This is a genomic window from Absiella sp. AM29-15 (assembly GCF_003434225.1).
Taxonomy (GTDB): Bacteria; Bacillota_I; Bacilli_A; order Erysipelotrichales; family Erysipelotrichaceae; genus Hoskinsella; species Hoskinsella hominis.
Genome location: NZ_QVFL01000008.1, coordinates 31,788 through 57,160, shown reverse-complemented (window position 1 = coordinate 57,160; position 25,373 = coordinate 31,788). Strand labels below are relative to the sequence as shown.

The following is a 25,373-nucleotide window of genomic DNA, read 5'->3' as shown; positions in this document are numbered from 1 at the left end:
TCTATGAACATAAAAAAAAGAATTTTTGATGGAATAAGAATTGTAGTATTATTGTTTTTCATTGGGGTTTTACTTTATCCAACAATTAGTGATTATTTATCAAGAATTCATAGTTCTCAAGTGATTCAGTCATATGAAAAATCAGTGATTGGTTTAGACCAAGAAACAAAAGATACAATGCTTAAAGATGCACAAACATACAATTCCTCTTTGATAGGAAAAGAGGAATTGTATGATCCATTTATGAGTATTGAAAAAGTAGATAAATATTACATGAGTTTATTAAATTCTAATGGTGATGGAGTTATGGGATATATTCAAATTCCTAGAATTGACGTTAAATTACCAATCTACCACACTACTTCAGAGAAAGTTTTACAAAAGGGTGTAGGGCATCTTCAAGGAACATCATTACCAATAGGTGGAAAGAGCACGCATGCTGCTTTGTCAGGGCATAGGGGTTTGCCTAGTTCCAATCTATTTACTGATTTAGATTTGTTAGAAATTGGAGATATTTTCTATATGGAAGTGTTAGGAAATACGAGTGCTTATAAAATTGATCAAATCAAGATAGTCTTACCAACTGAAACAAAAGATCTTGAAATTGTAGATGGTAAAGATTATGTCACATTGATTACTTGTACACCTTATTCAGTAAACACGCATCGATTGCTTGTAAGAGGAATAAGGATTGATTATCAAAAAGCAATTGAAGAACAAGCCAATGAAGTTGATAATGGAATTCATGTACCTTTTGAAATTCAAATTCTTTTAATTGGATTTACAGTTTTAATGTTAATATTTTTGTTATTGAAGGTAAGGAGGAAAAATCATGAAGTGGTTAGCAAATAAGAATCATTTAAAAATCATAATCATTTGTATGCTATTTATCTTTTTGCCTACCAAAACAGTTTTAGCGAAAGAAAATACAGGATCAATTTCTCTGTATGCTCATTATCTTGACGATGGTAAAATCGTCGAATTTGTTGATATGCCATTTCAAATTGTTAAAGTCGCAGATATTGTTAATGGACAATTTGTAAATGTGGGAGATTTTAAAGACTTCAAGAATATTTCTACAAATATGAATGCATCACAAATGAAAGAAATGAGTTATGCATTACAAGCGTATATGAAAGGTAAAAATATTTCATTTACTGATGAAAAAAATACTAACAAAAATGGAATTGTTCAATTTTTTGATCTAGATTTAGGTTTATATTTAGTATCTCAAAAAGAAAGAGATGATATTAAATATTACTCGGAACCTTTTTTAATCTCTATACCTATGATTGAAGATAGTAATGAAATATTTAATGTCTATTCTAAGCCAAAATTTATTGAAAAAGATGAAAATGAAATCCCTACCTCCCCTACTATTCCTGATAGTTCAGTAGAAACAGGGGATAACACAAATGTAATACTATGGATAGTATTGTTATTAGTTTCAGGATTAGCTTTATTAAGTGTTACAAGAAAACAAAGAAAATAACTCAATAGTTTTAATTAAGGGTAGTTGCTTTAAATAATAGCATTACCCTTTTTATATATGAAAAACTGAAATATATGGAGATATTTTATAAAGAAATTTTTTGATAATAGATGAAGTATAGAAAAATGTTTAAAGATATACCATGATTAGACATAGTATATCCCATAAATCTATTTCTAATTATTTAAGAGCTAAAATATTTTAGCCTTAAATAACGAATTCATAACTATAAGGGAGAGAAAAGTTATGAAACATAATCGTGATCCTCCTATTTCTTATTTTTATTTTTTAAATATGAGGAGGAAATAGCGATGAAAAATTATAAATATGATTACAATAAAAATAGTTTTAAAACTTATGGCAATAAGGAACATAGACAGTATTACATAAAAGTGAATAAAGAGTATGTTGAAGTAAGTGAGGAGGTGTTTAAAACTATTAGAAGTAGTTATGATCAAATTCGACATATGCATCATATGGAAGTAGCTAAATCAGTCTTGTATTTTGAAGATATTGATTTAGCTACTTTTTTTGTATATAAGAAGGAAATCGAACTCCTAGACAAAATTATTATACACGACTTGTATGTGAAAATATTACATGAAATATCAATGTTAAATGAACCAAATAAAACAATAGCAAATCTTATTTTTATTGAAAATATGTCAATAAGAAATGTTGCAAAGGTACTAGGAGTAAAAAACTCAACTATTATTTATCATAAAAAGCAAATTCAACAAATAATTCAAAAAAAGATAAAAAAGTTTCTACCACTTGATAAGTAACTTTCACATATATGGGTGAAAAGAACTTTTCGGGAGGCAATGATTATGCAAAAGAAAATTAAAATCTTGATTTATTGTAGAATAGGAGAACAATTATCGAGAAACTTATTAGATTATTTAGTAGATCAACTAAAAGTTTCTGTAATTCAAAATCATATGGATATTATTGGTGTAATAAAAAAAATCTCTACTGAAAAATGGTTAAATTCATTTGAAATGAGAAGATTGATAATTTCTCTAGTAAAAAAAGAAATCACTGTTATTTTTGTAAATTATTCTAGTAGAATTTCAATGTTTCCAGCTACTTATGATGAATTTGAAATGTATTGTCATGTTCATGATGTACTTGTTTCATTATTTATGATATGAAACCGGAAATTAGGTGTCGTAGCCCTCCCTACTCCAAATTGTTTTACCTTTTTAGTAAATGGAGGATTATCATATGGGTTATGATTATAAAAAAGAATATATACGATGGAAAGAATGGAAAGATAGAGAAGAAAAAATTTTAAGACAACATCATTTCAATGAACAAAAAATAGAAGAATTACATGAATTTGACTTAGAACAGTTTAATGCCGAGCGAAGATTTAGACGAAATCAAAATGTTACAAAAGATATTTTCTTTTATATGCAACCAGTGCATGACAAAAAAGAATCTTATTCGATAGAAGATTTATTGGATCAAATTGAAAATGAAACATTATTTGAGTATTTAAAATACACAGATTCAATTGTATTAGATATTATTATCTTAAAGCAGCATGGATATAATGTTCGGGAAATTTCTCAAATTTTAGGTCTTTCTATGAGTTCTATCTATCGAAAAATAAAAAAAATAAAAGAACTTTTAAAAATGTGAGAAAAAAAGACGTTTTCGTGGCATATATAGTGAACCCACTTAAAAAGTAGGATTCACTGATCCTTGAAAACAAAATAACAGCTATTAGATACGTTCCTAGTAAATGAGCCTTTCAGTCAATACGCCATGACCAGTGATATGCGAGCGAATAAAATTGAACTGTAAAAACATCTAGCAAATGTTCGGCAATGAAATTTATTAGGTATAATGATACTCCTGTACTGCAGTTGTGTGAGATACCACACGATGGTGAAATTCCAGTGAAAGCAATGCTACTGCTTGTCTAATAGTATCCTTAATGTTTTCAGGTATTCAGGGAAAAATGGAAAACAACGATTCATATGATAAATAACCAGATTCTATTTTGAGTCTGGTTTTACATAGGAGGTAATTTGAATGAAGATCAAAAGAGGACAAATCTATCTAGTTGATTTAAGTAATGGCTTTGGCTCTGAACAAGGTGGTGTAAGACCGGTTCTTGTTGTACAAAACAATAAAGGAAATAAATATAGTCCTACGATTATTGTTGCTTGTTTGACAAGCAAAGTGTATGAAAAGCATCACTTACCTACTCATTATAGTATTCCTACGACGGTTGGATTAAAGTATCCGTCTATTGTAATGATGGAACAGATCAAAGTCATTGATAAAAGCAGAATTATCAAATATATAGGAAGTGTAACGCCCAGATTTATGAAATTATTAGATAACCGAATTTTAATTAGTTTAGGTATGAAGCATAACTATCATAAAAACAACTAATGTCAAGTATGTAAAATCGCTATTGAATTGAAAATCGCACATTTGTTTTACTCATTTATTAAAGATAAGATGGAGAGGAGATAATAAAGATGAAACCTATTTTATATGAAAAGAAAACCTACACCGTTCAAGAAATTATGAAAATCTTAGGTGTTGGAAAAAATGCCGCTTATCAATTAGTAGCAGAAAACAAATTCAAATCCGTAAGAATTGGCTCATCTATTAGAATCTCAAAAGAGTCATTTGATAAGTGGCTCAATGAAAATCTTTAATATTAGGAGGATAATTCAATGGCGATTATTACAAAACGAAGAAAAGCATATTCTGTGGTTTATCAAAAAGTTGATGAGAATGGCGTAACAAAGCAAATATGGGAAACTTATTATGACTATTCATCAGCACTTGTTAGAAAAAGAGAAATTGAAAACGAAGGTATTCATATAAAGATGAATATCAAACCTAACACGACAATACTTAACTTTTTAGTTCAATATGCGACTAAGATTGGACGCAATCAATGGAGCAGTTCAAGGTATGAAAGCAATATGGGAGTGATCAACAATTATATATCTCAAGTTGTTGGAAGTAAGAAAATCAAAGATATAAAACCTAATTTTGCTATCAAAACAATGAATCAATTAGAGAAAACTCCTGCAATCGGAAAAAGGAATCAAATAAAAACGGAATATATCCCTAACAGTATGTTACGTTCCTGCTATATGCTATTAAAAACATCATTTGATTATCTAGTATCAGAACAGTTGATTGAAAACAATCCATTTCATGAGCAAGTTGCACCTAAATATCATAAAAATAAACCATATAAAGAATGGAATTTAGAATTTGTTCAACATTTATTTGAATCGGTTGATGATATGCGATTATTTATTTTCTTGCATATTATGTTTTCTACCGGTTTAGATATAAGAGAAATCGGTGGATTATCGTGGCATGATATTCATATTAGCGATGAGTTGATTGCTCAAGATCAATGTTACCTTTGTTCCAATAAAATATTAGACCGTTTAAATAAAAACACAGTTCAAATGATGAATCCTCAAAGAATTATCAAACAATTTGAATGTGCTGGATTTACACAAACCAATACAAGTTTAATCTTGTTTTATAAAGATGTTCCTCAAAAGACCGTACATATTCATAAACAAGTTGCGTTATTGTTAAGAATATGGAAAGAAAGACAAAAAGAATTCATGGTTGAAGAAAATCCTTATGCATTGTTAATTACACTGATTAACGGAAAACCTTGTGATGATCGTAATATGACAAAGCTGTATCACAAGACTTGTGCAGAGGCAAACCTTAAAGAACTTACACTCACAAAGTTTAAGTCTTTTTCTAAAAAGGAAAGTCAAAATCAAGGCATGAGTAATGCAGATTATTTCTATGCAACATTAAAACATGAATTATCACTTCCAAAACCAAAAATATCAACAACTCATGTCATTCAATTAAATCAAAAAAGTATCAATAGTAAGATTCAAGCAGTCTTGCCACAACAAAAAAATGAAGATATGAATTTGCTAATACAACAAATCAAGGATAATCCTGAATTAAAAATGAAATTGATTGCTAAACTCAAAGCGGAACTTTAGTGTTTCGCTTTTTGCGTTTTTAGAAAATCGCACATTCGCTTTTATTTTTAATTTTGCTTAGAATTGTCCTGTAAACAAGGAAAGGAGAGAAAATTATGGCATCAATACAAAAGAGAAATAAAAAATATGCAGTTGTTTACACTTATGAAGATAGTCAAGGTAATAGAAAACAGAAATGGGAAGCATTTGATTCTTATAATGAAGCAAGAATGAGAAAATCAGAAGTAGAAAGCCAAAAAGATAAAAACATCTTTATACCACCTAGTTCTCAGACAATGAATGAATTTTTAGATTTATTTATTGATTTATATGGTGTAAAGAAATGGTCAATGAGTACCTATGAAAAAACAGTGAGAGATTTTGACAATTATGTTCGTCCAATTTTAGGAAACATGGCACTACAAGACATCACACCTTTAGTGATTGAAAAGTATTATCGTGATTTACAAAACATGGATAGTGCAGTAAATAAAATTCATAAGACAAAACGAAAAGTTACAACAGGCACAATCAAAACTATCAATAAGCATTTAAAATGTGCTTTTGGAATGGCAGTAAAATGGGATCTAATCGCAAAAAATCCATTCTTATCCGTAGAACCGCCTAAGCATGTTTATAAGAAACGAGAAATATGGACTTCAGATATGATTATTCAAGCATTAGAGCATTGTACAGATCCTAAGCTAGCGATTGCAATTCATTTATCGTTTGCCTGTTCTTTGCGTTTAGGAGAAGTATTAGGATTAAGATGGAAAGATGTAGCCATCAGTGATAATGATATTGCCAATGACGATGCACATATCTTTGTTACTTGTGAATTAGAACAAGTATCTACAAACGCATTAAAAGTTTTAAATGATAAAGATGTTATCTTTACATTTCCACCACGTTCACCTCATAGATCATATCAAACAGCCACTGTTTTAAAGAAACCAAAGACAGAAAGCAGCATTCGTAAAATATGGCTACCAAAAACATTAGCACTTATGCTTCGTGATTGGAAAGAAGAACAAGAAAAATACAAAGAATACTTTGGTTGTGAATATACCGATTATGATCTTGTAGTTTGTTTTGAGGACGGTAGACAATGTTCACATAGTGTAATACGAAGTCAACTAAAAGAAGTTACAAAAGCAGCAGGACTTCCTAGCGTTGTATTTCACTCTTTTCGACATTCTAGTACCACTTATAAGTTAAAACTCAATCATGGTGATATAAAAGCCACACAAGGTGATACAGGTCATTCTCAAGCAGATATGATAACAGAAGTATATAGTCATATCCTAGATGAAGATCGTAAGGTAAATGCTCAAAAATTCGATGAAACATTTTATAAAAATTCAGGAGTTGGAGTTGATCAACAAACAGTAAAACCTCAAGAAGTTGATGTTGATTCGCTTGTCAATGCATTGAAGTCAAATCCAGACCTTATGTCGCAACTGATTGATGCATTGAAATAGTTTACAATTATAACAGTTTCGTCATTTAATATTTTCAATTATGTTATATACTATTTACTGAATATGTAAGTGCCCGTAGCTCAATTGGATAGAGTATTTGATTCCGATTCAAAAGGTTGCAGGTTCAAGTCCTGTCGGGTACGCCAGTAAATAAAAAAAACACTTATTTTAAAGAGATCGTTTTCTCAAATAAAATGAGTGTTTTCTTTTATGAAAAATGAGCACTTAAAATCAAATTAGCAAAACACCTATTTTCATTAGCAAAAATAAGGGCGAAAAAGTTCGACTCACATTAAAAAAGCAATCAGCGATAAAACTGATTGACTATAAAATAGATAGAGCAAAGCCTTAAAAGGTATGAGTTTATCACTTCAAAATCTATTTTTTGAAAACTCAAGAAAACGCCCTATTTATCGACAAAATTGGCGTCCTCGAATGGACTCGAACCATCACTCTACTGCTTAGGAGTAGACCCGATACGATGAAACCAGGTGCAACACAGTGCAAGAAAATCCTTGGAAATACAAGGTTTTTCACTGTTTCAAATCCTATCTGGTATCACGCTTCATAAGCATTTTCATAGGGATTTTACACCGTCCGATTGGCTCGAAATTAGCAAGGCTTTCGATTTTTGGTGGACGTTGCAAGTGCAAGCAAATTCCTCTATGTAACCTCTCGTTATACGAAATGATAGGAAATCCTATTCATTCCCGTGCAGGGGTGATGGTGTTTTGGATACCTATTTAAGTCTGTTTAATATATCATTTCAAAACGAATTTTTCAACCAGAATTATCAAGAATTTCAAAGGTTTTTTCAGACTCAATGATTCTATGTAATTTAGACCCGCCGAAGCAGGTCTTTTTTTATTTCAGCATAATCTCTCTATCCTCAGCGCCGAGCATATAAGCACCTTTGGCAAAAGCATCCCTTGCCAGAAGCTCTGCTACATCAACCCTATCGAACAGCATCCATATTTCTTTCTCTTTCGGAGTCAGTTCATGGCTATGGTCAAACAAATGCTCAAGTCCCAATCCTTCAAGCAATGCCGACTTTGCTGCTTTGTATTCCTCAGCTCTGCCAACATATTCGTCGTTCCTTTCCTTGGAAAATGCCTCGATATTGTCAGCTCTCAGATGCTCGTAATACTCGTCCATAAAGATTCTATCCATACTCGTTGACCTCCATAACAAAAAAATAAGGGCAGACCCTTTTACAGCTATTGTAGCTATGTAAAAGGATCTGCCCTTGCAGTTACTATAATGTTTTTGCCAGCGACTTCAGGAGTGCTGCCATTTCCGGATTTTGCAGAAGCTTCAGAAGAAGTTCTTTATCATCAGCGGAGCTTTCCGTTGCGGCTGGTTGAACCGGCTCAGGCGTTGCCTGTCTGCCTGAGTAGAACGCAGCTTCCATTCTTTCAGCGTTCAGTCTGCGGTCATCGTCGATGATATGGGAGTAAACATCCGCTACCATCTTGACCTGTGCATGACCGGAATCGCCTTGAACGGATTTCATATCGCCGCCGTTCAGCTTCAGCTTGTAAGTGATACTGGAATGTCGGAGACTATGGAAAACCACTTTCGGCAGTCCCTTCTCCTCAATCAGCTTATTGAAAGCACGGTTGATAACCTGCCCCTCAATCGGCTTGCCATTGGAAGAACAGAAAACCAGATTGAAGTCTACGAACTCGTCACCGAAAAGGTCTTTCAGTTCTTCGATGTCAGCCTTTCGCTGTACCAACATTTCCGCTACGGTTTTCGGTAAGAACACCTTGCGGACACTTGTTTTGGTCTTAGGAGTTTTGAGAACCAATGCGGTATGCGTACTGGCGAAGGTCGGCGGGAACTTGAACATGATGTCCTTACCGTCCAGATCTGCCATCGCTTCACGATTTACTCTCTGCAACTCCTTTTCAACGAAGATGCTTGCCTGACCAAGTTCAATACTGGTAGGGGAAATGTCAATACAGTCCCAGGTAAGCCCCAGAAGCTCGCCCATTCGCAGGGAACAGGAGAAGGCAAGGTTAATAGCCAGACGAAGAATATCATCGTCACAGGCTTCCAAAGCCTTCTGGAGCACTTCTGCTGTCCAGATGTCCCTGGTCTTGTGTTCTTCTTTCGGCAGCGTAGCGTGCTCCACAGGGTTTCTGGTCATCAATTCCCACTTGACCGCCTGATTGAAAGCATTTCGCAATGTCTTGTGAACCTCTCGGACAGTATGCGGAGTCAGATATTCTGTACGGGCTTTTACATACTTAGAAGAAACCGCTTTGACAGAAAGCAAATCTCGGTAATACTTGTCCATGATTCTCGGCGTGACATCCTCCAGCTTCATATCACCGATGAGGGGACGAATATAGTTTGCAATCAGGCTCTTTCTGCTTTCATAGGTAGACATCGCCCAGGTGTTCACACCATAGATTGACATATACTCATCCAAAAGATCATTGATGGTTTTAGCAGAAGGGGGAATAAAGGTTCCGGACTCCTGCTCATATTCAACCTGCAACTTCCTTTTCTTTGCTTCGGCATTCGTTTCAAAGGTTTCCCACTTCTGACGCTTGTTGCCGTTCTCATCGGTGTATGTATAAACCACAGAATACTTCTTTTTTCTCTTAACGATAGATGCCATGTAATCAGCTCCTTTCCTGTCTATCTTCCGCTAACTGGTAGCGGGTCTGATTGTGATACCATTTTTCAAAGCTCTCTTTGGTAGCTCGCTTATACCTGCCAACCTTGATAAGCTCAAAATCTTCATTGGCAACGATATAGTAAATGGTCTGACGATGTACCCCAAGCATTCTTGCCATTTCCGGCAGACCGTAGGTGGATGCCATAATATCTGCATCCAGTTCCTGATCCTCTACCGTGCGGTAATCGGTTTGAGAATCATACCATCTTTCAAAGCTCTCCTTTGTCACTCTGCGCTTGCCCAGGACATCGACCACATCAAAATGCCCTTTGGCAACCAGTTCGTAAGCAGTCGCTTCTTTCAGCCCAAGGCGCTGTCCAAGCTCCTCCATTGAATATGTAGTTTTCTTCAGTTCCTCGCCGGGAGGGGTTCCATCGACCTTCTGGTATTTGAACTGATTGGCATACCATTCTTCAAAGCTGTCGATCATCACCCTCATGGTGTTGCCGACAAGAATGGTTTTGAAGTAATTCTTCTTAATGAGCCAGTATGACTCCGTTTTACCAAGACCGAGCATCCTGCCCATTTCCGGAACAGACATACTCGTGCGTTTTCTCATTTCCGTCATCGTACAACCTCCTATGTAAAAAATGTAGCCATGTGTTTCTTGTCATGGCTACATTTTATCGAACTCTCAATATGTTTTGAAGTTTGTCGCCGGGTTGTACGACACCCTTGACAAATCTTACATTTGATGATCCAACCACTCATCAAAACTCTTTTTGGAGACTCTGATACTGCCACCGATGCGGACGCTATGGAAAACTTTCTTTTTCACAAGGTTGTATGCGCTGGTTCTGCTGATGCCCAGAATATCCTGAATCTCATCAACCGTATAGGTTCTCTTATCAAACTGAACTGCGTTAGTAGCCATCGCTTCTTCGGTGCGCTGATTCATGGCAGCGATTCTTTCTTCAAACATTTATGTTCACTCCTTCGCTCTCTTTGCTTTATGTTTTGGGGAACGCTTTTTCAGCTGTTCCATTGCCAGGCTGACGGATAAGGCTTTCTCAATCGCTACCATTTCACGGGGCGTTACCTTACCTAAGTAATTATCAATCCTGCTTTTATCAATGGTACGAATCTGTTCCAGCTGAACAACAGACGCTTCTTTGAATGCAGGATTGTCGTAAATAACAAAGTGCGTCGGCATATTCGCTTTCTTATGGATTCTGGTGGTGACCGTTGCCACAATCAATGTGGGAGCGTGTTTATTACCGGTAGCGTTCTGAATGACGATAACCGGACGGATGCCGCCTTGTTCTGACCCAACTACCGGGTCCAGATTGGCGCAATAAATATCACCACGGCAATATACCCAATTTTCTTTCATCATGTGCCATGACCTCCTTTCGTTGGGTATGTAATAACTGACTGCCCGAAAGGAATCAGGCAGTCAGTCCAAAAGTCTATGTGTCCCATATTTGCCACGCACCCCTGGGAAAGAGGGCTTACGCCCTCAGGGAATCACCGAACGACTGATTGCGAATCAGTTCCATAGGAATCTAACCTCTGCCGGGTTCTCCGCCAGCTCCGTAGAGAAGTATCTTTAATCCTGTTGCTTTCATGGCCGTATTGGGAGCAACCCAATATTTACAAGCCAGTATTGATCGCTGGCATCGGGAGAGAGACAACTGCTTAATTTATAGAAGAAAGTCGTTCTGTTTCTCTGTCCGATACGTCACGGCGTACTGCTGATGTGGCTGATGCTCTCGCACCGGCAACAGGAACGTATTCGATGACTGTGTATTCAGTTTTCAAGGATCAAGCAGCCGATTTTCTTTGGCTGTATCTAAATTGTACCTGTTCCTCATGTGAGTTTTTATTGCCTCGTAGGTATAGTTTTGAGGTTATTCACGTCCTAAAAATATGTAATCAAGGGTTGTTTCAAAGCACACAACCAGTTCGATTGCCAAATCAATAGAGATACCTCTGTTGCCGGTTTCAATTCGTGCAATGGTGTTTGCGGCAACACCTAACTGCTCCGCAAGCTGTTCCTGTGTAAGTCCATGTTTCTTTCTCAATGCTTTAATTCTTTTTCCGCTTTCAACCAAGTCGTAATACATTTTCGTTCCTCCGTGTTTTTGAATTTGTGAAGTTGCAAAATCAAAAACAGCGGGAGGAGATCGTGCCCGGTTCTCAATGCCCTTTGCCATCTGCCTGTCCTCCTTGCAGGCATAAAAAAAGAGCCGGAGTAAATTGCTCCAAGCTCTCGTTCATGCCTTTGTGTTAAAATGAAGGAAGATAGGCAGGTATAAAAAAAGCCCCGTACCCATTACAGGCACGAGGCGTAACTCTCTCTATTCAATTTTATGCCGCTATCTCCCAGCATAGCCATTCTAACACTGGACAAGTCGGACTTTCAGTAGGGAAACCGTCGTATTTTCATCGGATTTTAGTCGGACTAAAATCCCGTCTTAGCACTCACAATAACACAATGCTTCTTCCTCCCTGGCACTTTCCAGAAAATCTTTCAATTTAGGAATGGCTGTTCCCCAAAGTGACAGACCAAATAACAGTATCGCTTCTTTCTTTCGGTCATAGTAGGTGCTGCGTTCCATATTCAGAACTTCCAGCATTTCTGATTCCCTGTACTTGAAGCGGTTGAGATATGCCTTTGAGATAATCTCACAGTACAGAGCGCCTTTATCCGGATATTCTCTGATTTTCAACATTGCCATATCTACCAGTTCAATGATCCACTTTGTCTCGAACAAGCTGCGAATGCGTTCTTCAAATCGTTCTCTCGCTTCATCCGGAGCAAAGTTCTCCAGATAAATCAATGCACCATCTAAGCTGTCACCGTAAGTACAAATAAGGGTATCACATACATCATTCGCACGATCAATGGTAGACCAGCACACCTCTCGATATATGGATAAAATCAGCTTTGCTCTTTCATACAGAACCTTCTCGTCAATGTTCTGCATCCGGCAAAGCATTCGAATATTGCTTAATACCTGTGTATTATATCTGCTCATTCAGAATCTCCTTTCAGCCTAATCCATAAAATAAGAATTCCTTTCTAACTCCTGTCACTTGGCTAAAGGGAAACAAATACCATGGGACAAGAATGACTATAACTTCCGATATTTGATTAAAATAACAGAAGTGAAATCGGAAGTTCTTGACTTTATAAAAGTTCCGATATATAATTAAGTGGAACTAATACTTCTGCTTTGATTCTCATTATAGCATTTTCCAGAAGTTTGTCAACAAATAATCGGAAGTTACGAATAAATATTTTTTGAAAGGAAGGACAGTACCATGACATTTGGAGAAAAAATTAAAGAAGCTCGTTTGGCTATGAACCTATCTCAAACGGAGCTTGCCCAGATGACCGGCATTTCCGAAAGATCCCTTTACACCTATGAGCAGCTCGGAACACTCCCCAGAAAAAGCAACATCAGAAAACTTGCTGAAGCGCTGCATATCTCTGTGTCCTATCTTTTGGACGAATCTGAAACGGATAGCCAGAGCCATATAGATCAGGATATGTTTATTTTAGAGGCAAAGGAAAACTTCGGTTCAAAGGGAGCAAAAGAAGCTCAGGAAGTGTTGGGTCGTGTAAATTCTCTGTTTGCCGGTGGAGAATTGGACGAGGACGCAAAAGATGTATTCTTCCAGGCGATTATGTCAGTTTATATGGACTCTAAGAAAACAGCACGGGAAAAGTACACTCCGAAGAAATACAGAAAGCATAAAGATAAAGAGTAAAATCCTCAAGCACAGAATATGTTTTCTGTGTGCGATTCGGAGGTGAAGCAAATGAAAACGGCAGAGCATATCATCGAAACTGTCGATAAGCTTGTGCGAAAATATCATACCAGAGACCCTTACGAGTTGTGTCAGCTGTTAGGTATCAAAATCCATTATTACGATTTACAGAAGAAATTGAAGGGCTTCTTCTATTACCAGTCCAGACAGAAGAATATCGTGATAGATCACAATGTGAACGGTATCCTGGAACGTATCTTAGTCGCACATGAATTAGGACACGCTGTCCTGCACACGAAAATTGCCATGATGCACGGCTTTCAAGAAATGGAAGTTTTTGATGATAGATCAATCGAAGAAAATGAAGCAAACTTCTTTGCGGCGGAGCTTCTGTTAGAAGATGGGGAAGTTCTGGAATGCCTTTCGGAACACACATTTTTTGAAACGGCTAAAATGCTCTATGTACCGGCAGCATTATTAGACTACAAATTCAGCCTGCTCCACGAAAAAGGAGATCTGGTAAATTCGATGTATATTCGTAAAGCAGATTTCCTAAAAGAAGATCTTCATGCCTACGATAACGACATTGGTTATGGCGATATATGAATATCAGTTTTTTATTTTCTTACAGAAAAAGTCCACCAGTATGATGTGCAGTGCATCATAACTGGTGGACTTTTTAGTTGTCATCAGGAAATTGTTCGGATTAAGCAAAAATATCATGTCCGCCAACAGGCAGAAGCATAAGGTGCTTATTTCAGGTATTCCTCAAAGAACGCTTTCAGCTTTTCAAACGGAATGATGTTCATCTTATCGTAAAGGTCGGTGTGGTTTGCACCGGGGATAATGAGCAATTCCTTGTTGTCGCCGGTCAGCTTGCTGTACGCCGTCTCACTGAAATAGCGGGAGTGCGCTTTTTCTCCGTGTACCAGCAGCACGGCGGAGCAAATCTCGCTACTGTATTGCAAGATAGGCATATTCAGGAAGGGAAGCGAGGATGTCACATTCCAACCGCCGTTGGAGTTTAGGCTGCGGGGATGATAGCCACGTGGCGTTTTGTAGTAGGCGTAATAGTCCTTTACAAACTGCGGCGCATCCTCCGGCAGCGGATCAATTACGCCACCCGCCAGCGCATAGGCACCGTTTTTATAGTCCTCGGTGCGCTGCGTGTTCAGCGCTTTTCGCTTTTCAAAACGTGCCTGCTCAGAATCCTCACTGTCAAAGTAGCCGTTGGCATTCACACGGGTCATGTCGTACATGGTCATAGCAGCGGTCGCTTTGATGCGGGTATCAATGGCAGCAGCGTTGATTGCCATGCCGCCCCAACCGCAGATACCGATGATACCGATACGCTCGGAGTCCACATTCTCCTGTACGGAGAGGAAGTCCACTGCCGCACAGAAGTCCTCGGTGTTGATGTCCGGCGATGCGACATAGCGGGGCATACCGCCGCTCTCTCCGGTGTAAGACGGGTCGAAGGCAATCGTCAAGAAGCCAAGCTCCGCCATTTTCTGCGCATACAGACCGGAGGACTGCTCCTTTACCGCACCGAACGGACCGCTGACGGCAATAGCGGGAAGCTTGCCTACCACACTCTTTGGCGTGTACATATCCGCCGCCAGTGTGATGCCGTAGCGGTTATGGAAAGTCACTTTTTTGTGATCAACCTTGTCGCTTTTCGGGAACACCTTGTCCCATTCTTGTGTTAAACTTAATTTTTCCATGATGGTAATATCTCCTTAGTTCTCATCTAAAATTTCAATTTTATCAAGCCAGTCTGTAACTGCTGTTAATGCTTCTTTCTGCGAATTTTGTGCCACAGAACCTCTCATTTCTAATCCATCCAAAACATCTGCACCTGTGCAGATTTCAGCAATGCTGCTGTCGGTGGAAGAAAGACCACTGCCTTCGTGGGTACAGAACGGAATGATTGTCTTTCCCGAAAAATCATAACTCTCAAGGAATGTGTAGACTGCCATCGGCATGTCGCTCCACCAAATCGGGTAACCGAGAAAGACAACATCATAATCTTCCATGTTTTCCACGGTAGCTGACAGTTCAGGACGGGCATCTTCTTCCTGCTCCTGCTTTGCGGTTTCTGTACAAGCTTCGTATTCATCGGGATATGGCACAACGGTGCTGATTTCGAATAGGTCAGCATCGACCTGTTCTTCAATCATATCTGCTATTATGTGCGTGTTTCCTTTTTCAATATGCCCGACACCATAATTCTCACCAGTACGGGAAAAGTATGCTACTAAAACTTTCATATTCTCTGTATCTCCATTCTCATCTTGTTGTGTGCTGCTACTTTCTTCTGAAACGGTATACCCGGTAGTTTCTGTTGTTTCGGCATTCTGACTGCTATTGCAGGCGAATAACGCAAAACACATGAAAAGTATGAGTAACAACGATAAAGCTTTTTTCATAATCCATGTTATCCTTTCAAGGTTATTGTGGTTTCAGAGAACCATAGTAATAGCTTGCCGTTGCACCGCCATCAATCAGAAAAGTAGAGCCGGTAATGAATGCTCCCTTATCGCTCATCAAAAGTTCTGCCACATTTGCCACCTCATCGGCTGTACCGGGGCGACCGGCAGGACATTTTGCAAACATATTTTTATAAAAGTCTCCTCGAATGCCGTTAAACTCATCAATCGCAAGGGGCGTCACAATGATACCGGGGGCAATGGCATTGAGCCTCGCTCCACGCTTGCCCCATTCTACAGATTGAGCCATGACACGCTTTTCATTACAACGCTTTGCCATCTGATAAGCATGGAGCGTGTCACGAATATTTCCCGGCTGCAAGATATCCAGTGACAAAAGTTCTTCCGTTGGGGTCGTAGCAAGCTGTTCATCTTGCTGTGCGGTCAATGCAGGCATTCTCCAACCGGACTGACTGGAAATCGTCACACCAACACCACCGCTTGCAATCACTTTGCCCACTTCTTCCAACAAGACAGCCGTTCCATATAAATCGACCTTCAAAATAGCTTCAATGGGTGCTTGGCTGGGCGAAACACCTGCCGCATTTACAAGCATGGTGATCTCCCCATATTCCTGCCCTCTGGCAATCATGGACTGTATGGAAGCCCTATCGGAAAGGTCGGTTTCCACAGGAAAAGCGTCAAATCCAGCGTTGTTCAGAATAGCCGCAATGTTTTCTGCATTCTCCGTCTTTTTGTCGCCTACAATAATCTTCATTCCGGTGCCGACACGGCGGGCAATCGCCATTCCGATCTGTCCAGCACCGACTAATAGCATAACTTTTTTCATAATGTTTCTCCTTTCGTTGCTTGAATGTAGTCAGTATCATTGACTTCTTCCAGCCACTCATTAGAGGCTTCCTCTCCGGGAACTTCTACCGCCAGATGAGAGAACCAGCTATCCGGCGCTGCACCGTGCCAGTGCTTTACGCCAACAGGAATATTTACCACACTGCCGGGGCGCAGTTCCTGTGCCGGTTTGCCCCATTCCTGATAGTAACCTCGTCCGGCCACGCAAACAAGAATCTGACCGCCACCATTTCTGGCATGATGAATGTGCCAGTTGTTACGGCAGCCGGGTTCAAAGGTCACATTGTAAATGCCGACCTGTTCTTTGGAAACAGGTGCAAGGAAGCTCTTGCCGTTAAAATACTGGGCAAAACCATCGTTGGGATTTCCAATAGGGAATACCATAGAAGCAGCGTGTTTTGCCATTGCGTCATTGTCGATTCCTTCACTCCACACTTCCTTTGCCATACGGAACGCCGCCCATGCTTTCGACCAGCCTGCATAAAAAGCGGCATGGGTCAAAATCTCTGCAATTTCTTTCCGGGTAATCCCGTTTTTCTTTGCATTTTCCAGATGGAACCGGAAAGCCGAATCGGTTAGCCCTTGTGCCATCAGAGTAGTGATGGTCACAAGAGAACGGTCACGCAGAGAAAGTTGATTTTCTCTGCTCCAAATATCGCCAAATAATACATCATCGTTCAGTTCGGCAAACTTGGGAGCGAATGTTCCCAATTCATTTCTTCCTGCGGTTTGTTTTTCTGCCATAGCTCACACCTCCTTGCCCATCTGATAGGCTTGCTCCAGTACAGCATGACCTGCGATTTCTCCCACGCCGTTTACGCCGCCTGCAAACACTGTGCCAGCCAGCGCACAGCGGGGGAAGCAGTCTACCCAGCCCTGCACGGCTTTCTCTGTACCCGCAAAGGTTTCCGGTGCGTCCTCTGCCGCCGCTGCAAGCAGATAGGCTTTCGTAAAGGCGTAGTCCGTATCGAACAGTGGGTTGGCACGGTCCAGCATAGTCTTGAGCTGACCGCTGACGCAGTAATAGTAGACGGGTGTTGCGAACACCAGCACATTGGCATCATGCATTTTGGCGGCAATTTCTACGGCATCGTCTTGGATGACGCAGTGCCCCAACTTCAGGCAGGCAAGACAGCCCTTGCAGAAGCCAACCTGCTTTTCTCGCAGATACACAGTTTCTACCTGATGGCCCGCCTCCCGTGCGCCCTTGGCAAACGCTGCCGCCAGCGTTTCGGAGTTGCCGCCCTTACGGGGACTTGAGGAAATGATTAGTACCTTTTTATTCATCGTAGAACACTCCTTGCATTTTTATATTCTTTGTGTTATTCTCATAGTAGCACCTAAACCTAACTTTAGGTCAAGATATTTTTTGAAAATTTTTGGAGGGAAATTTATGTATTCAATTGGACAGGTGGCAGAGATGTTCGGATTGCCCATCTCTACGCTGCGCTATTATGATAAACAGGGACTTTTTCCGAACATGGAACGGGTATCCGGCATCCGCAAGTTTAGTGAGGCGGAGATTGAAGCGCTCCGGGTCATTGAATGTCTGAAAAAGGCTGGCATGGAGATCAAGGATATTCGGCAGTTCATGGATTGGTGCGTAGAAGGACCGGCCACCTACCCGCAGCGAAAGGCAATGTTTGAGGCGCAACGGGTGCACATGGAAGCAGAGCTTGAGCAGATGAACCGGACGCTGGATATGCTGAAATTCAAATGCTGGTACTATGAGCAGGCAATCAAAGACGGCAGTGAGGACAGACTAAAGTCACTGATTCCTGACCGCTTGCCGGAGGAAATCCGAAAAGCATATGAAAATGCGCATCGCTAAATTCAATGATTTCAACTGGCTGTACGTTCCCAGTGCTACCAAAGTCCAAAAAGAGCCCACAAGACGACACTTTCGTATCGTCCGTGGACTCTTTTAGCGTTTAGTCAAATAGATTCATCATCCGGAAGGTCAAAATCAGCATCCGTACATTTTCTGATAATGTGTTTTGTTTTGTCCATCGGCAAAGGCACATCTTCCTCCGTAAAGTATTCTTTCTTTACGACTTCGACTACTGCTTCGTGATTATCTTTGCCAGCAGGAACGATCACGAAATCGCCCACCTGAATAGAATCGTCATCCGAAATATAATAGTAGCTCTTGCACCCATCTTCAAACTCTACGCTGCAATAGATAATATCATCGTCACAGCGCCGTACCTTCCCATACACAGATGGGTTCATAATTTCACCCCACCCATAGAAAGACATAAATTCAAAGACGGACTCCATAAACTCCGCCCAATCGTCCGGAAGCCCCTTTTTATCGTAGGTTCCTTGAATGAGCTTTTCATTGCCCTTTTGAGAAATAACCTTAATGGTGTAGTCTATGGTTTCAAGCGGGTCAACCACTACATTCTCCGGGTTTCCTTCTATATGGTCAAAGATGCTTTCTACATCCATATCTTCAAGAAGGCTTTCAACCCCGCCCTCAACTTTGTATTTTCTGCTTACAGAACACCCAGAACCGATATTCTGAATGTGTTCAATACTTTCGCTCTCTCTATCCACAATTAAAGACTCTGTATAATCCCAGACAGCGTATTCTGCGTGTTCTGAAGTAGGAACTTTTGGCTTGATCTTTGTGATACGATGATAGTTTACTTCGATTCGATTCACCATATCAGGCTTATTATTCCCATCAAAGGCATACAAATCAGGCAATTTCAAGCTGTCACGCAGCAGATCTGACAGGTCAATTCCGTCCACTTCAAAAGACGAGCATAACGAACCGCTGAACTTATAGACCTTTCCTGCGGTATTGGTCAGCTCCATATTCCAGTTTCCAATATCAGTTGCAAAAACTTCATCGTACCCATTGCTGAAATACTCTGCAAACGCAGAAAAGATTTTGTCGGAAGCCGCTTTATCAATTTTCAGATTCTGACTGTGGGCTTTTTCGTATCGACCATCTCTGCGCTGTCCGAAAATATACGAAGAAAACCACACCTGTCCTTTTGAATTAAGGGTTATGTGTTGCTCAACTTCTTCATCCGGTTCCGGGCAAGGGCCATAACCAAGCCGGTTTGAAACAATGTGAATCTTTCTAAGTTCTCCTTTGAACAGGAAGGGATTCTCGCCAGAAAGCAGGGCAAGGCGGCTCAATGCCAGAATAAACCACGAACGATTTTCGGGCTTCAAGATGTCTGCGGCATCGTATGCCCAATGATTAAAATATCGCCATTGGGAATAGATTGCCGATCCAAGCAGTTTGATGTCTGTGACCTCGTCAATGATACGATTTAGCGCATCACAGCTGCTTGCTGCATTGCCATATTCTTCTGAAAAGGCATGGCCGCAATCCATCTGGAATCCCAATGCCTGACAATCATCAGCCAGGTAATGGTCAACCAGCTCTATGTAGCTGATTTTCTGATCCTTAAATTTCTCAATCCACTTTGTGGCGAATAAGTGTACTTGCTCTAAATACTCCATTGCGACCTCCTTCCGAATCGAATTAAAACTCCTCCCAAGTCCGACCGTTCAGATCATTTGCGATTACATCGGTGTTAGGCATTGTTTTATATCCGAACATATCAGCAAGATTGAAGAACTTGCTTTTTTGAATCGGGTTCTTACTGCTTTTTCTAAAGTCCATCGGGTAGAACTTTTCAACGATGAAATATCTATGGCTAATCGTCCGAAGGTTATAGCCATAATTATCTGCACGACGGATTGCCTCGTTGATGCGTTCAATCTCATCTGCGGTAGGTTCAGCTCCGCTTTCGGCACGATAAGTCATACTGCCGTTATTTTCAACTGCGATGATGGTCTTTTTCAGCTTACCAATGGCACGGATACTCTTGTCCTTATACAAGCCGATATATCCATGTTCTGAGAAGTTGCGGGATTCCTGGTCATAGAACAAATCCAAATCCATATTATCCTGAAAAGTTGTACCGGCTACGATTGCTCTCATCCATTTATAGCCATCCGGTATCAGCTTTTCATCAAAACAATACTTCTTGAAATCGTCTAAAACGGCAATGATTTCCGTATCTCTGTCGTCAACAATATCCTCCATAGCGTCCACAAGCTGCTCGAAGGTCAAATTGACGTGCTTGATCGGGTGGATAAGCCGGGTTGCATTTTCACTGTTATACTTTTTTAGTTCAACCGCCAGTTCATCAAACAGTTGCGGTTTCATCGGCTTGGGGTCAAGTGTGAGCAAAACCTTTATATCCTCAGCGCCAAACTGCTCCAGATGATTTACAAGCTGCTGTTTATAAAACTGATTGTAGAGCTTTGTTTCCACCACTATTTTGAAGCTCTTTTGGCTGATAACCGCATCCGGAACGCTATCGTCACCAACGACCTGCAAATCAAAGGTGATTTCCGGGCTTTCGTCCTCTCCAAGAATAAGACTATTCAGCATAGAAAAAAACTTATCAGCGTTATAGTTATACAAGCGAGAGAGCATCAGCATGGTGTTTGAGGTATCCACATTCTCTTTGGAGTGGTATCTCTGAAAATAATGTATCTGCATATCGCACCTCCTAAAACCCATCTACCGTTTCGTCTGCGTTACCGGGTCAGTTGATAACTCAATTCCAGCAAGGGCTTGATTTCATCTGCCGAGACTGTACCATCGAGAAGAATGCTGATCCAATTCTCTTTGTTCATGTGGTAGGCGGGGAAGAATCCCTCTTTCATACGCAGTGAACCTATCATCATCGGATCGCACTTGATGTTCAGGACATCAACCGTTTTATCTTCTTGCAATCCCAGCTTTTTTGCATTGACTTCAACCACCAACGCAAACCACTTTTTATTGTTCTTATGGCGCAAAACACAATTCCAGTCATTCCACGGGTAATCCGGTTCTGCTCCATAGATTTCTTTTGCCCATTCAAATAGTTCTTTTCGTTCCATTGTTTCCATCCCTATATGATAAGGCGATACACCATAGATTAGGCTTCCATCACGTTATCTGTCCAAAGCTCGCACTGTGTCATTACGGTCTGAACAGCATCATCCATACCCTCCGGTGGGTATTTGTGTTTCTTCAACAGTCGTTTAATGAGAGTACGCATTTTGGCACGGGCAGACTCTTTGCGCTGCCAGTCAATCGTTTTATTCTTACGAAGTGTATCTGCCAATTCTTTTGTAATCGCAATCAGTTCTTCATTTTCGTAAAAATCCTTGATTGCTTGCGGTTTCGTAAGTGCATCGTAGAATGCCAACTCATCAGCTGTAAGACCAAGCTGTTCGCCCTCTTTGTGGGCATCTGCCAGCTGTTTTGCGAGTTTCAGCATTTCTGCAATGACTTCTTCATTGGTGAGCATACCATTCAGATATGCGTTGATCGCTCGCTGCATGATCTCACTGAACTTTTCGGACTTAACCACATTCGTTCTACGGTAAATAGATACCTGTTCCGCTATCAGTTTTTTCAGCAGCTCGATTGCCAGGTTCTTCTCTTTCATTTTGCTGATTTCCTCAAGGAACTTCGGATCAAACAAAGAGAATTCCTCTTGCATATCAGAGAACAGGTTAATAACACCCTCGCTCTTGATGCTCTGCTTCAAAAGCTCATTGATACGAGCGTTCATTTCAGGCAGAGAGATCTTCTTGCCGGTTCCCGCATTGGTCAGCCGCAGCACCAGGACACGCACCGACTCAAAGAACGCCGCTTCAAAGCGATCAGCTTCACACACCAGAGAAGAACAAAGAGAAAGAGCCTGATGAAGCATGAGGGCTTCCTTGATAAAGGTGTCTTTTTCTTCTTCCTTTTCACGGGCGATGATATAGTTTACCGCACCGCTGATGGTCTTTGCTCTTTCCAGATCGGTTCCGGTAGTGAACTTGGTGTAATCAAATCCATGGAACATATCACGGCAGACACCGAGCTTTTCGATAAACTTCGGATAAGCGACTTTGGCAACATCCGTATCACCATAGTTTTTCTTATCACGGGTGGTGTAGTCATTCATTGCCTGTTTTAATGCGGTAGCAATGCCTACATAGTCAACGACCAGACCGCCTTCCTTGTCACGGAACACACGATTGACACGGGCGATTGCCTGCATCAGATTGTATCCGCTCATCGGCTTATACACATACATAGTAGCCAGGGACGGAACATCAAATCCGGTCAACCACATATCAACGACAATGGCAATCTTCATCGGACTGTTATTGTCCTTGAATTTTTTCGCCAGCTCGTCCTTGTGCCGCTTATTGCCGATAATATCATGCCATTCTTCAGGGTCGTTGTTTCCGCCGGTCATAACAATACCGACTTTTTCCGTCCAGTCAGGGCGCAACTCCAGAATCCGCTTATAGATCTTCATTGCAATCGGGCGGGAATATGCCACGATCATCGCTTTGCCTGTAAGCAGACCTTCCCGGTAATTCTCGTAATGGTCAAGAATATCACAGACCAGAGAATTGATAGTATTATCGTTGCCCAATACGGCTTCCATCTGTCCGAGAGTTTTCTTGCTCTTTTCAATAACTTCCGGATCAGCATTATGTGCCATGATTTCATACTCTGTATCAATCATGTGCAGCGTAGCTTCATCCAGATTGAGCTTAATGACACGGCTTTCGTAATAGACCGGGCGGGTTGCGCCATCTTCGACAGCCTGCGTCATATCATAAATGTCGATGTAATCACCGAACACCTCACGGGTGCTGCGGTCTTTCGAGGAAATCGGAGTTCCGGTGAAGCCAATGTATGTAGCATTCGGCAAGCTGTTTCGGATAATGCGGGCAGTACCAACAACACGCTTGGCGATTTCTTCACCGTCCTCATTCTTGGTCATCTTAATCTTTTCGGTTAAACCATACTGTCCACGGTGGGCTTCGTCTGCCATAACAATGATATTTCTGCGTTCAGAAAGGGCTTCGTGAGATTCCTCGAACTTCTGCATGGTCGTAAAGATAATACCGTTTGCCTGACGACCGGCAAGGAGGTCACGCAGATTTTCACGGCTCTGAGCGTGCATCGGGTCTTGGCGCAAGAAATCCTTGCACTTTGCAAACTGTCCGAAAAGCTGATCGTCCAGATCGTTTCTATCGGTCAGCACAACAATCGTTGGGCTATCCAATGCTTCCTGGAGCAAGTGGGCATAGAACACCATCGACAGTGACTTACCGCTGCCTTGCGTATGCCAGAACACACCACCCTTACCATCGGTAACGGTAGCTCGTTTGGTTGATTCGATTGCTTTTCTTACGGCAAAATACTGATGATAACCCGCCAGTATTTTGAAGGAGTTCACACCTTCGTTGGAAAAACAGATGAAGTTCTTTATCAGGTCAAGCAGGCGTTCCTTTTGGAACATTCCCTCAAAGAAGGTATCAAACTGTGCGTACTGCGTGTTCTCGTAGCTTCCGTCCACCGTTTTCCATTCCATGAAACGATCTTCGCCGGAAGTAATTGTACCGGCTTTGGAGGTCATTTGGTCACTCATAACGCAGATGGCGTTATAGATGAACATAGAGGGGATTTCCTTCATGTAATTGCGGAGCTGCCGATATGCAGCAGAAGCATCGGTTTCTTCTCTGGACGGAGATTTCAGTTCCACAATAACAACCGGGATACCATTCAGGAAAAGCAGAATATCCGGGCGTTTGTTGCTGTTTTCAATGAAAGTCCATTGATTTGCTACGATAAAGGAGTTGTTGTCAGGATTCTTGTAGTCAACAAGATAGACGATGGAGGAGCGTTCCTCGCCTTTCTCAAAATAGCGAACAGGAATACCGTTTTGCAGGTAGTCCATAAAGACAGCGTTTTTCTGCACCAATTCGCCGTTTTCAAAGTTCTTCAGCTTAAAAAGCGCATCACTAATAGCGTCCTCCGGCAGGGAACGGTTCAAACGATAGAGGGAAGCAACAAGTTCTTCCTCATACAGAGGATTGCGGAAATCCCTCTCTATGTCGGGGCCATACAGGTAACTGTACCCCATATTCCGGAATAATTCGATCACGGAGTTTTCATAGTCCGCTTCGGTATATAATCTTGCCATATGCTTTCGCCCCCTATATCAATGCAAGCTGTTTTCTCAGTTGCTTATCATTCTTTTCTTGTGACACTGTGTCATACGACACCTTGAGTTTACCTAATGCATCATACAGTCTGTCCCGATATTCTTCTTCTGAAAACATTTTCGATAACACTTCTGAAGTATGAGGATATTTTTCATTTTCTTCCTTCATTTTTCTAATAATAATCTCATACTGATACATTACAGCCAATGCATTTTCGTAATCTCTCAGGAAATTGCCATAAAGCGACGCAACATTGCCTTTGAAAATAAATTCAAATTCCATTGCCATATTTCTAAGTTCTTCTCGTTTTTTCAAAAGCTCCTTGTGAAATGGCTGTTCTAAGGGATGCTCGATGGCTTCTGCTTGCCCCTCCATATATGTATTGTTTGTAAGCCATACAAAAACAAGGTCATTAGCAAACTGAGGTTCTGCTTTTCTTTTCTCTGAAAGGAAAACGTAGTTTTCTTTGCAAAGGGAAATAATGCTATTTGCCATCATATATGCTTTCAATCGGCGTTCAAACAGTTGCTGTTTATTACTTAGTCGTATTTGGTGGACTGATACACCTATCGCAACGACAGCTGCAACGGATGTCATCACGGTACACCAAAAATTCCAATCTCTAAGCATAGAGGTTCCTCCCTTCTACAA

General features: G+C 40.5%; 29 protein-coding genes and 1 tRNA gene. 13 read left to right on the top strand and 17 right to left on the bottom strand.

The window, feature by feature from the left end; genetic code table 11:
- Positions 1–3: 3 nt before the first annotated feature.
- The 10 genes from DW761_RS09705 to DW761_RS09660 all read left to right on the top strand — a co-directional run bounded on the left by DW761_RS09705 (position 4) and on the right by DW761_RS09660 (position 7,120).
- Positions 4–852: a class C sortase gene (locus DW761_RS09705; protein ID WP_117454726.1), complete on the top strand. Its 849-nt coding sequence runs from the start codon at positions 4–6 to the stop codon at positions 850–852.
- The gene (locus DW761_RS09700; RefSeq protein WP_117454725.1) at positions 833–1,492 is read left to right on the top strand and encodes a pilin N-terminal domain-containing protein; all 660 of its coding nucleotides are present in this window, start codon (positions 833–835) and stop codon (positions 1,490–1,492) included. Before DW761_RS09705 ends, DW761_RS09700 begins: the two co-directional genes overlap by 20 nt.
- A 311-nt stretch (positions 1,493–1,803) precedes the next feature.
- Positions 1,804–2,277: a hypothetical protein gene (locus DW761_RS09695; RefSeq protein WP_117454724.1), complete on the top strand. Its 474-nt coding sequence runs from the start codon at positions 1,804–1,806 to the stop codon at positions 2,275–2,277.
- Positions 2,278–2,322: 45 nt separating this feature from the next.
- Positions 2,323–2,646 (top strand): hypothetical protein, encoded by a 324-nt coding sequence (locus tag DW761_RS09690; RefSeq protein WP_117454723.1) that lies wholly within the window; start codon positions 2,323–2,325, stop codon positions 2,644–2,646.
- A gap of 73 nt (positions 2,647–2,719) precedes the next feature.
- Positions 2,720–3,139, top strand: coding sequence for a helix-turn-helix domain-containing protein (locus DW761_RS09685; RefSeq protein ID WP_158550359.1), 420 nt, complete (start codon positions 2,720–2,722; stop codon positions 3,137–3,139).
- A 396-nt stretch (positions 3,140–3,535) separates the two neighbouring features.
- A complete protein-coding gene (locus DW761_RS09680) occupies positions 3,536–3,901 on the top strand; it encodes a type II toxin-antitoxin system PemK/MazF family toxin (protein ID WP_178695074.1) in 366 nt (121 codons plus the stop codon).
- A gap of 89 nt (positions 3,902–3,990) precedes the next feature.
- Positions 3,991–4,173 carry a helix-turn-helix domain-containing protein gene (locus tag DW761_RS09675; protein WP_054322354.1) on the top strand — a complete coding sequence of 61 codons (183 nt, stop codon included), beginning with the start codon at positions 3,991–3,993 and terminating at the stop codon, positions 4,171–4,173.
- An 18-nt stretch (positions 4,174–4,191) separates the two neighbouring features.
- Complete coding sequence (locus DW761_RS09670; RefSeq protein WP_054322353.1) at positions 4,192–5,514, top strand: hypothetical protein; 1,323 nt, start codon at positions 4,192–4,194, stop codon at positions 5,512–5,514.
- Between the two features lie 95 nt (positions 5,515–5,609).
- A complete protein-coding gene (locus tag DW761_RS09665; RefSeq protein WP_117517883.1) occupies positions 5,610–6,974 on the top strand; it encodes a site-specific integrase in 1,365 nt (454 codons plus the stop codon).
- Positions 6,975–7,043: 69 nt separating this feature from the next.
- Positions 7,044–7,120, top strand: a tRNA-Arg gene (locus tag DW761_RS09660).
- 718 nt (positions 7,121–7,838) lie between these two features.
- Here the strand turns inward: DW761_RS09660 and DW761_RS09655 are convergent.
- From DW761_RS09655 to DW761_RS09625, 7 genes are all read right to left on the bottom strand, one after another.
- Positions 7,839–8,144 (bottom strand): hypothetical protein, encoded by a 306-nt coding sequence (locus DW761_RS09655; protein ID WP_002304425.1) that lies wholly within the window; start codon positions 8,142–8,144, stop codon positions 7,839–7,841.
- An 85-nt stretch (positions 8,145–8,229) separates the two neighbouring features.
- A complete protein-coding gene (locus DW761_RS09650; protein ID WP_117517881.1) occupies positions 8,230–9,603 on the bottom strand; it encodes a site-specific integrase in 1,374 nt (457 codons plus the stop codon).
- 4 nt (positions 9,604–9,607) lie between these two features.
- On the bottom strand, positions 9,608–10,231 hold the full coding sequence (locus DW761_RS09645; protein ID WP_117517879.1) for a helix-turn-helix domain-containing protein: 624 nt from the start codon (positions 10,229–10,231) through the stop codon (positions 9,608–9,610).
- A gap of 117 nt (positions 10,232–10,348) precedes the next feature.
- Positions 10,349–10,585: a helix-turn-helix domain-containing protein gene (locus DW761_RS09640; RefSeq protein WP_117517877.1), complete on the bottom strand. Its 237-nt coding sequence runs from the start codon at positions 10,583–10,585 to the stop codon at positions 10,349–10,351.
- 6 nt (positions 10,586–10,591) lie between these two features.
- Entirely contained in the window at positions 10,592–10,999 is a 408-nt protein-coding gene (locus DW761_RS09635; RefSeq protein ID WP_117517875.1) for a type II toxin-antitoxin system PemK/MazF family toxin, read from the bottom strand.
- Positions 11,000–11,513: 514 nt separating this feature from the next.
- A complete protein-coding gene (locus tag DW761_RS09630) occupies positions 11,514–11,819 on the bottom strand; it encodes a helix-turn-helix transcriptional regulator (RefSeq protein ID WP_199485625.1) in 306 nt (101 codons plus the stop codon).
- 261 nt (positions 11,820–12,080) lie between these two features.
- Complete coding sequence (locus DW761_RS09625; protein ID WP_008791986.1) at positions 12,081–12,644, bottom strand: hypothetical protein; 564 nt, start codon at positions 12,642–12,644, stop codon at positions 12,081–12,083.
- A 286-nt stretch (positions 12,645–12,930) separates the two neighbouring features.
- Here DW761_RS09625 and DW761_RS09620 point away from each other — a divergent pair, with 286 nt between their 5' ends.
- Both DW761_RS09620 and DW761_RS09615 read left to right on the top strand, forming a co-directional pair.
- Positions 12,931–13,380 carry a helix-turn-helix domain-containing protein gene (locus DW761_RS09620; RefSeq protein ID WP_002304411.1) on the top strand — a complete coding sequence of 150 codons (450 nt, stop codon included), beginning with the start codon at positions 12,931–12,933 and terminating at the stop codon, positions 13,378–13,380.
- A 51-nt stretch (positions 13,381–13,431) separates the two neighbouring features.
- Positions 13,432–13,986 (top strand): ImmA/IrrE family metallo-endopeptidase, encoded by a 555-nt coding sequence (locus tag DW761_RS09615; protein WP_117517873.1) that lies wholly within the window; start codon positions 13,432–13,434, stop codon positions 13,984–13,986.
- A gap of 146 nt (positions 13,987–14,132) precedes the next feature.
- On the opposite strand, the gene DW761_RS09610 is transcribed toward DW761_RS09615, so the two are convergent.
- Genes DW761_RS09610 through DW761_RS09590 form a run of 5 tightly spaced genes read right to left on the bottom strand, consistent with a single transcriptional unit; the run spans position 14,133 to position 17,966 of the window.
- Complete coding sequence (locus DW761_RS09610; protein WP_117517871.1) at positions 14,133–15,104, bottom strand: alpha/beta hydrolase; 972 nt, start codon at positions 15,102–15,104, stop codon at positions 14,133–14,135.
- 15 nt (positions 15,105–15,119) lie between these two features.
- Positions 15,120–15,809, bottom strand: coding sequence for a flavodoxin (locus tag DW761_RS09605; protein ID WP_117517869.1), 690 nt, complete (start codon positions 15,807–15,809; stop codon positions 15,120–15,122).
- A gap of 22 nt (positions 15,810–15,831) precedes the next feature.
- Complete coding sequence (locus tag DW761_RS09600) at positions 15,832–16,659, bottom strand: SDR family oxidoreductase (protein WP_199485624.1); 828 nt, start codon at positions 16,657–16,659, stop codon at positions 15,832–15,834.
- Positions 16,656–17,423, bottom strand: a complete 768-nt coding sequence (locus DW761_RS09595; RefSeq protein WP_117517865.1) for a carboxymuconolactone decarboxylase family protein — start codon at positions 17,421–17,423, stop codon at positions 16,656–16,658. The genes DW761_RS09600 and DW761_RS09595 overlap by 4 nt, the downstream gene beginning before the upstream one ends.
- Positions 17,424–17,426: 3 nt before the next feature.
- Positions 17,427–17,966: a flavodoxin family protein gene (locus DW761_RS09590; protein WP_117517863.1), complete on the bottom strand. Its 540-nt coding sequence runs from the start codon at positions 17,964–17,966 to the stop codon at positions 17,427–17,429.
- 106 nt (positions 17,967–18,072) lie between these two features.
- Here DW761_RS09590 and DW761_RS09585 point away from each other — a divergent pair, with 106 nt between their 5' ends.
- A complete protein-coding gene (locus tag DW761_RS09585; RefSeq protein ID WP_117517861.1) occupies positions 18,073–18,510 on the top strand; it encodes a MerR family transcriptional regulator in 438 nt (145 codons plus the stop codon).
- Between the two features lie 104 nt (positions 18,511–18,614).
- Here DW761_RS09585 and DW761_RS09580 read toward each other — a convergent pair whose 3' ends face one another.
- The 5 genes from DW761_RS09580 to DW761_RS09560 are packed head-to-tail and all read right to left on the bottom strand — an operon-like array spanning position 18,615 to position 25,352.
- Positions 18,615–20,162, bottom strand: coding sequence for a hypothetical protein (locus DW761_RS09580; RefSeq protein ID WP_117517859.1), 1,548 nt, complete (start codon positions 20,160–20,162; stop codon positions 18,615–18,617).
- Between the two features lie 22 nt (positions 20,163–20,184).
- Positions 20,185–21,213, bottom strand: a complete 1,029-nt coding sequence (locus tag DW761_RS09575; protein ID WP_117517857.1) for a hypothetical protein — start codon at positions 21,211–21,213, stop codon at positions 20,185–20,187.
- 38 nt (positions 21,214–21,251) lie between these two features.
- Complete coding sequence (locus tag DW761_RS09570) at positions 21,252–21,599, bottom strand: MmcQ/YjbR family DNA-binding protein (RefSeq protein WP_117517855.1); 348 nt, start codon at positions 21,597–21,599, stop codon at positions 21,252–21,254.
- 38 nt (positions 21,600–21,637) lie between these two features.
- Positions 21,638–24,700: a type I restriction endonuclease subunit R gene (locus DW761_RS09565; protein ID WP_117517853.1), complete on the bottom strand. Its 3,063-nt coding sequence runs from the start codon at positions 24,698–24,700 to the stop codon at positions 21,638–21,640.
- Between the two features lie 13 nt (positions 24,701–24,713).
- Positions 24,714–25,352, bottom strand: coding sequence for a hypothetical protein (locus DW761_RS09560; protein ID WP_117517851.1), 639 nt, complete (start codon positions 25,350–25,352; stop codon positions 24,714–24,716).
- Positions 25,353–25,373: the final 21 nt, after the last annotated feature.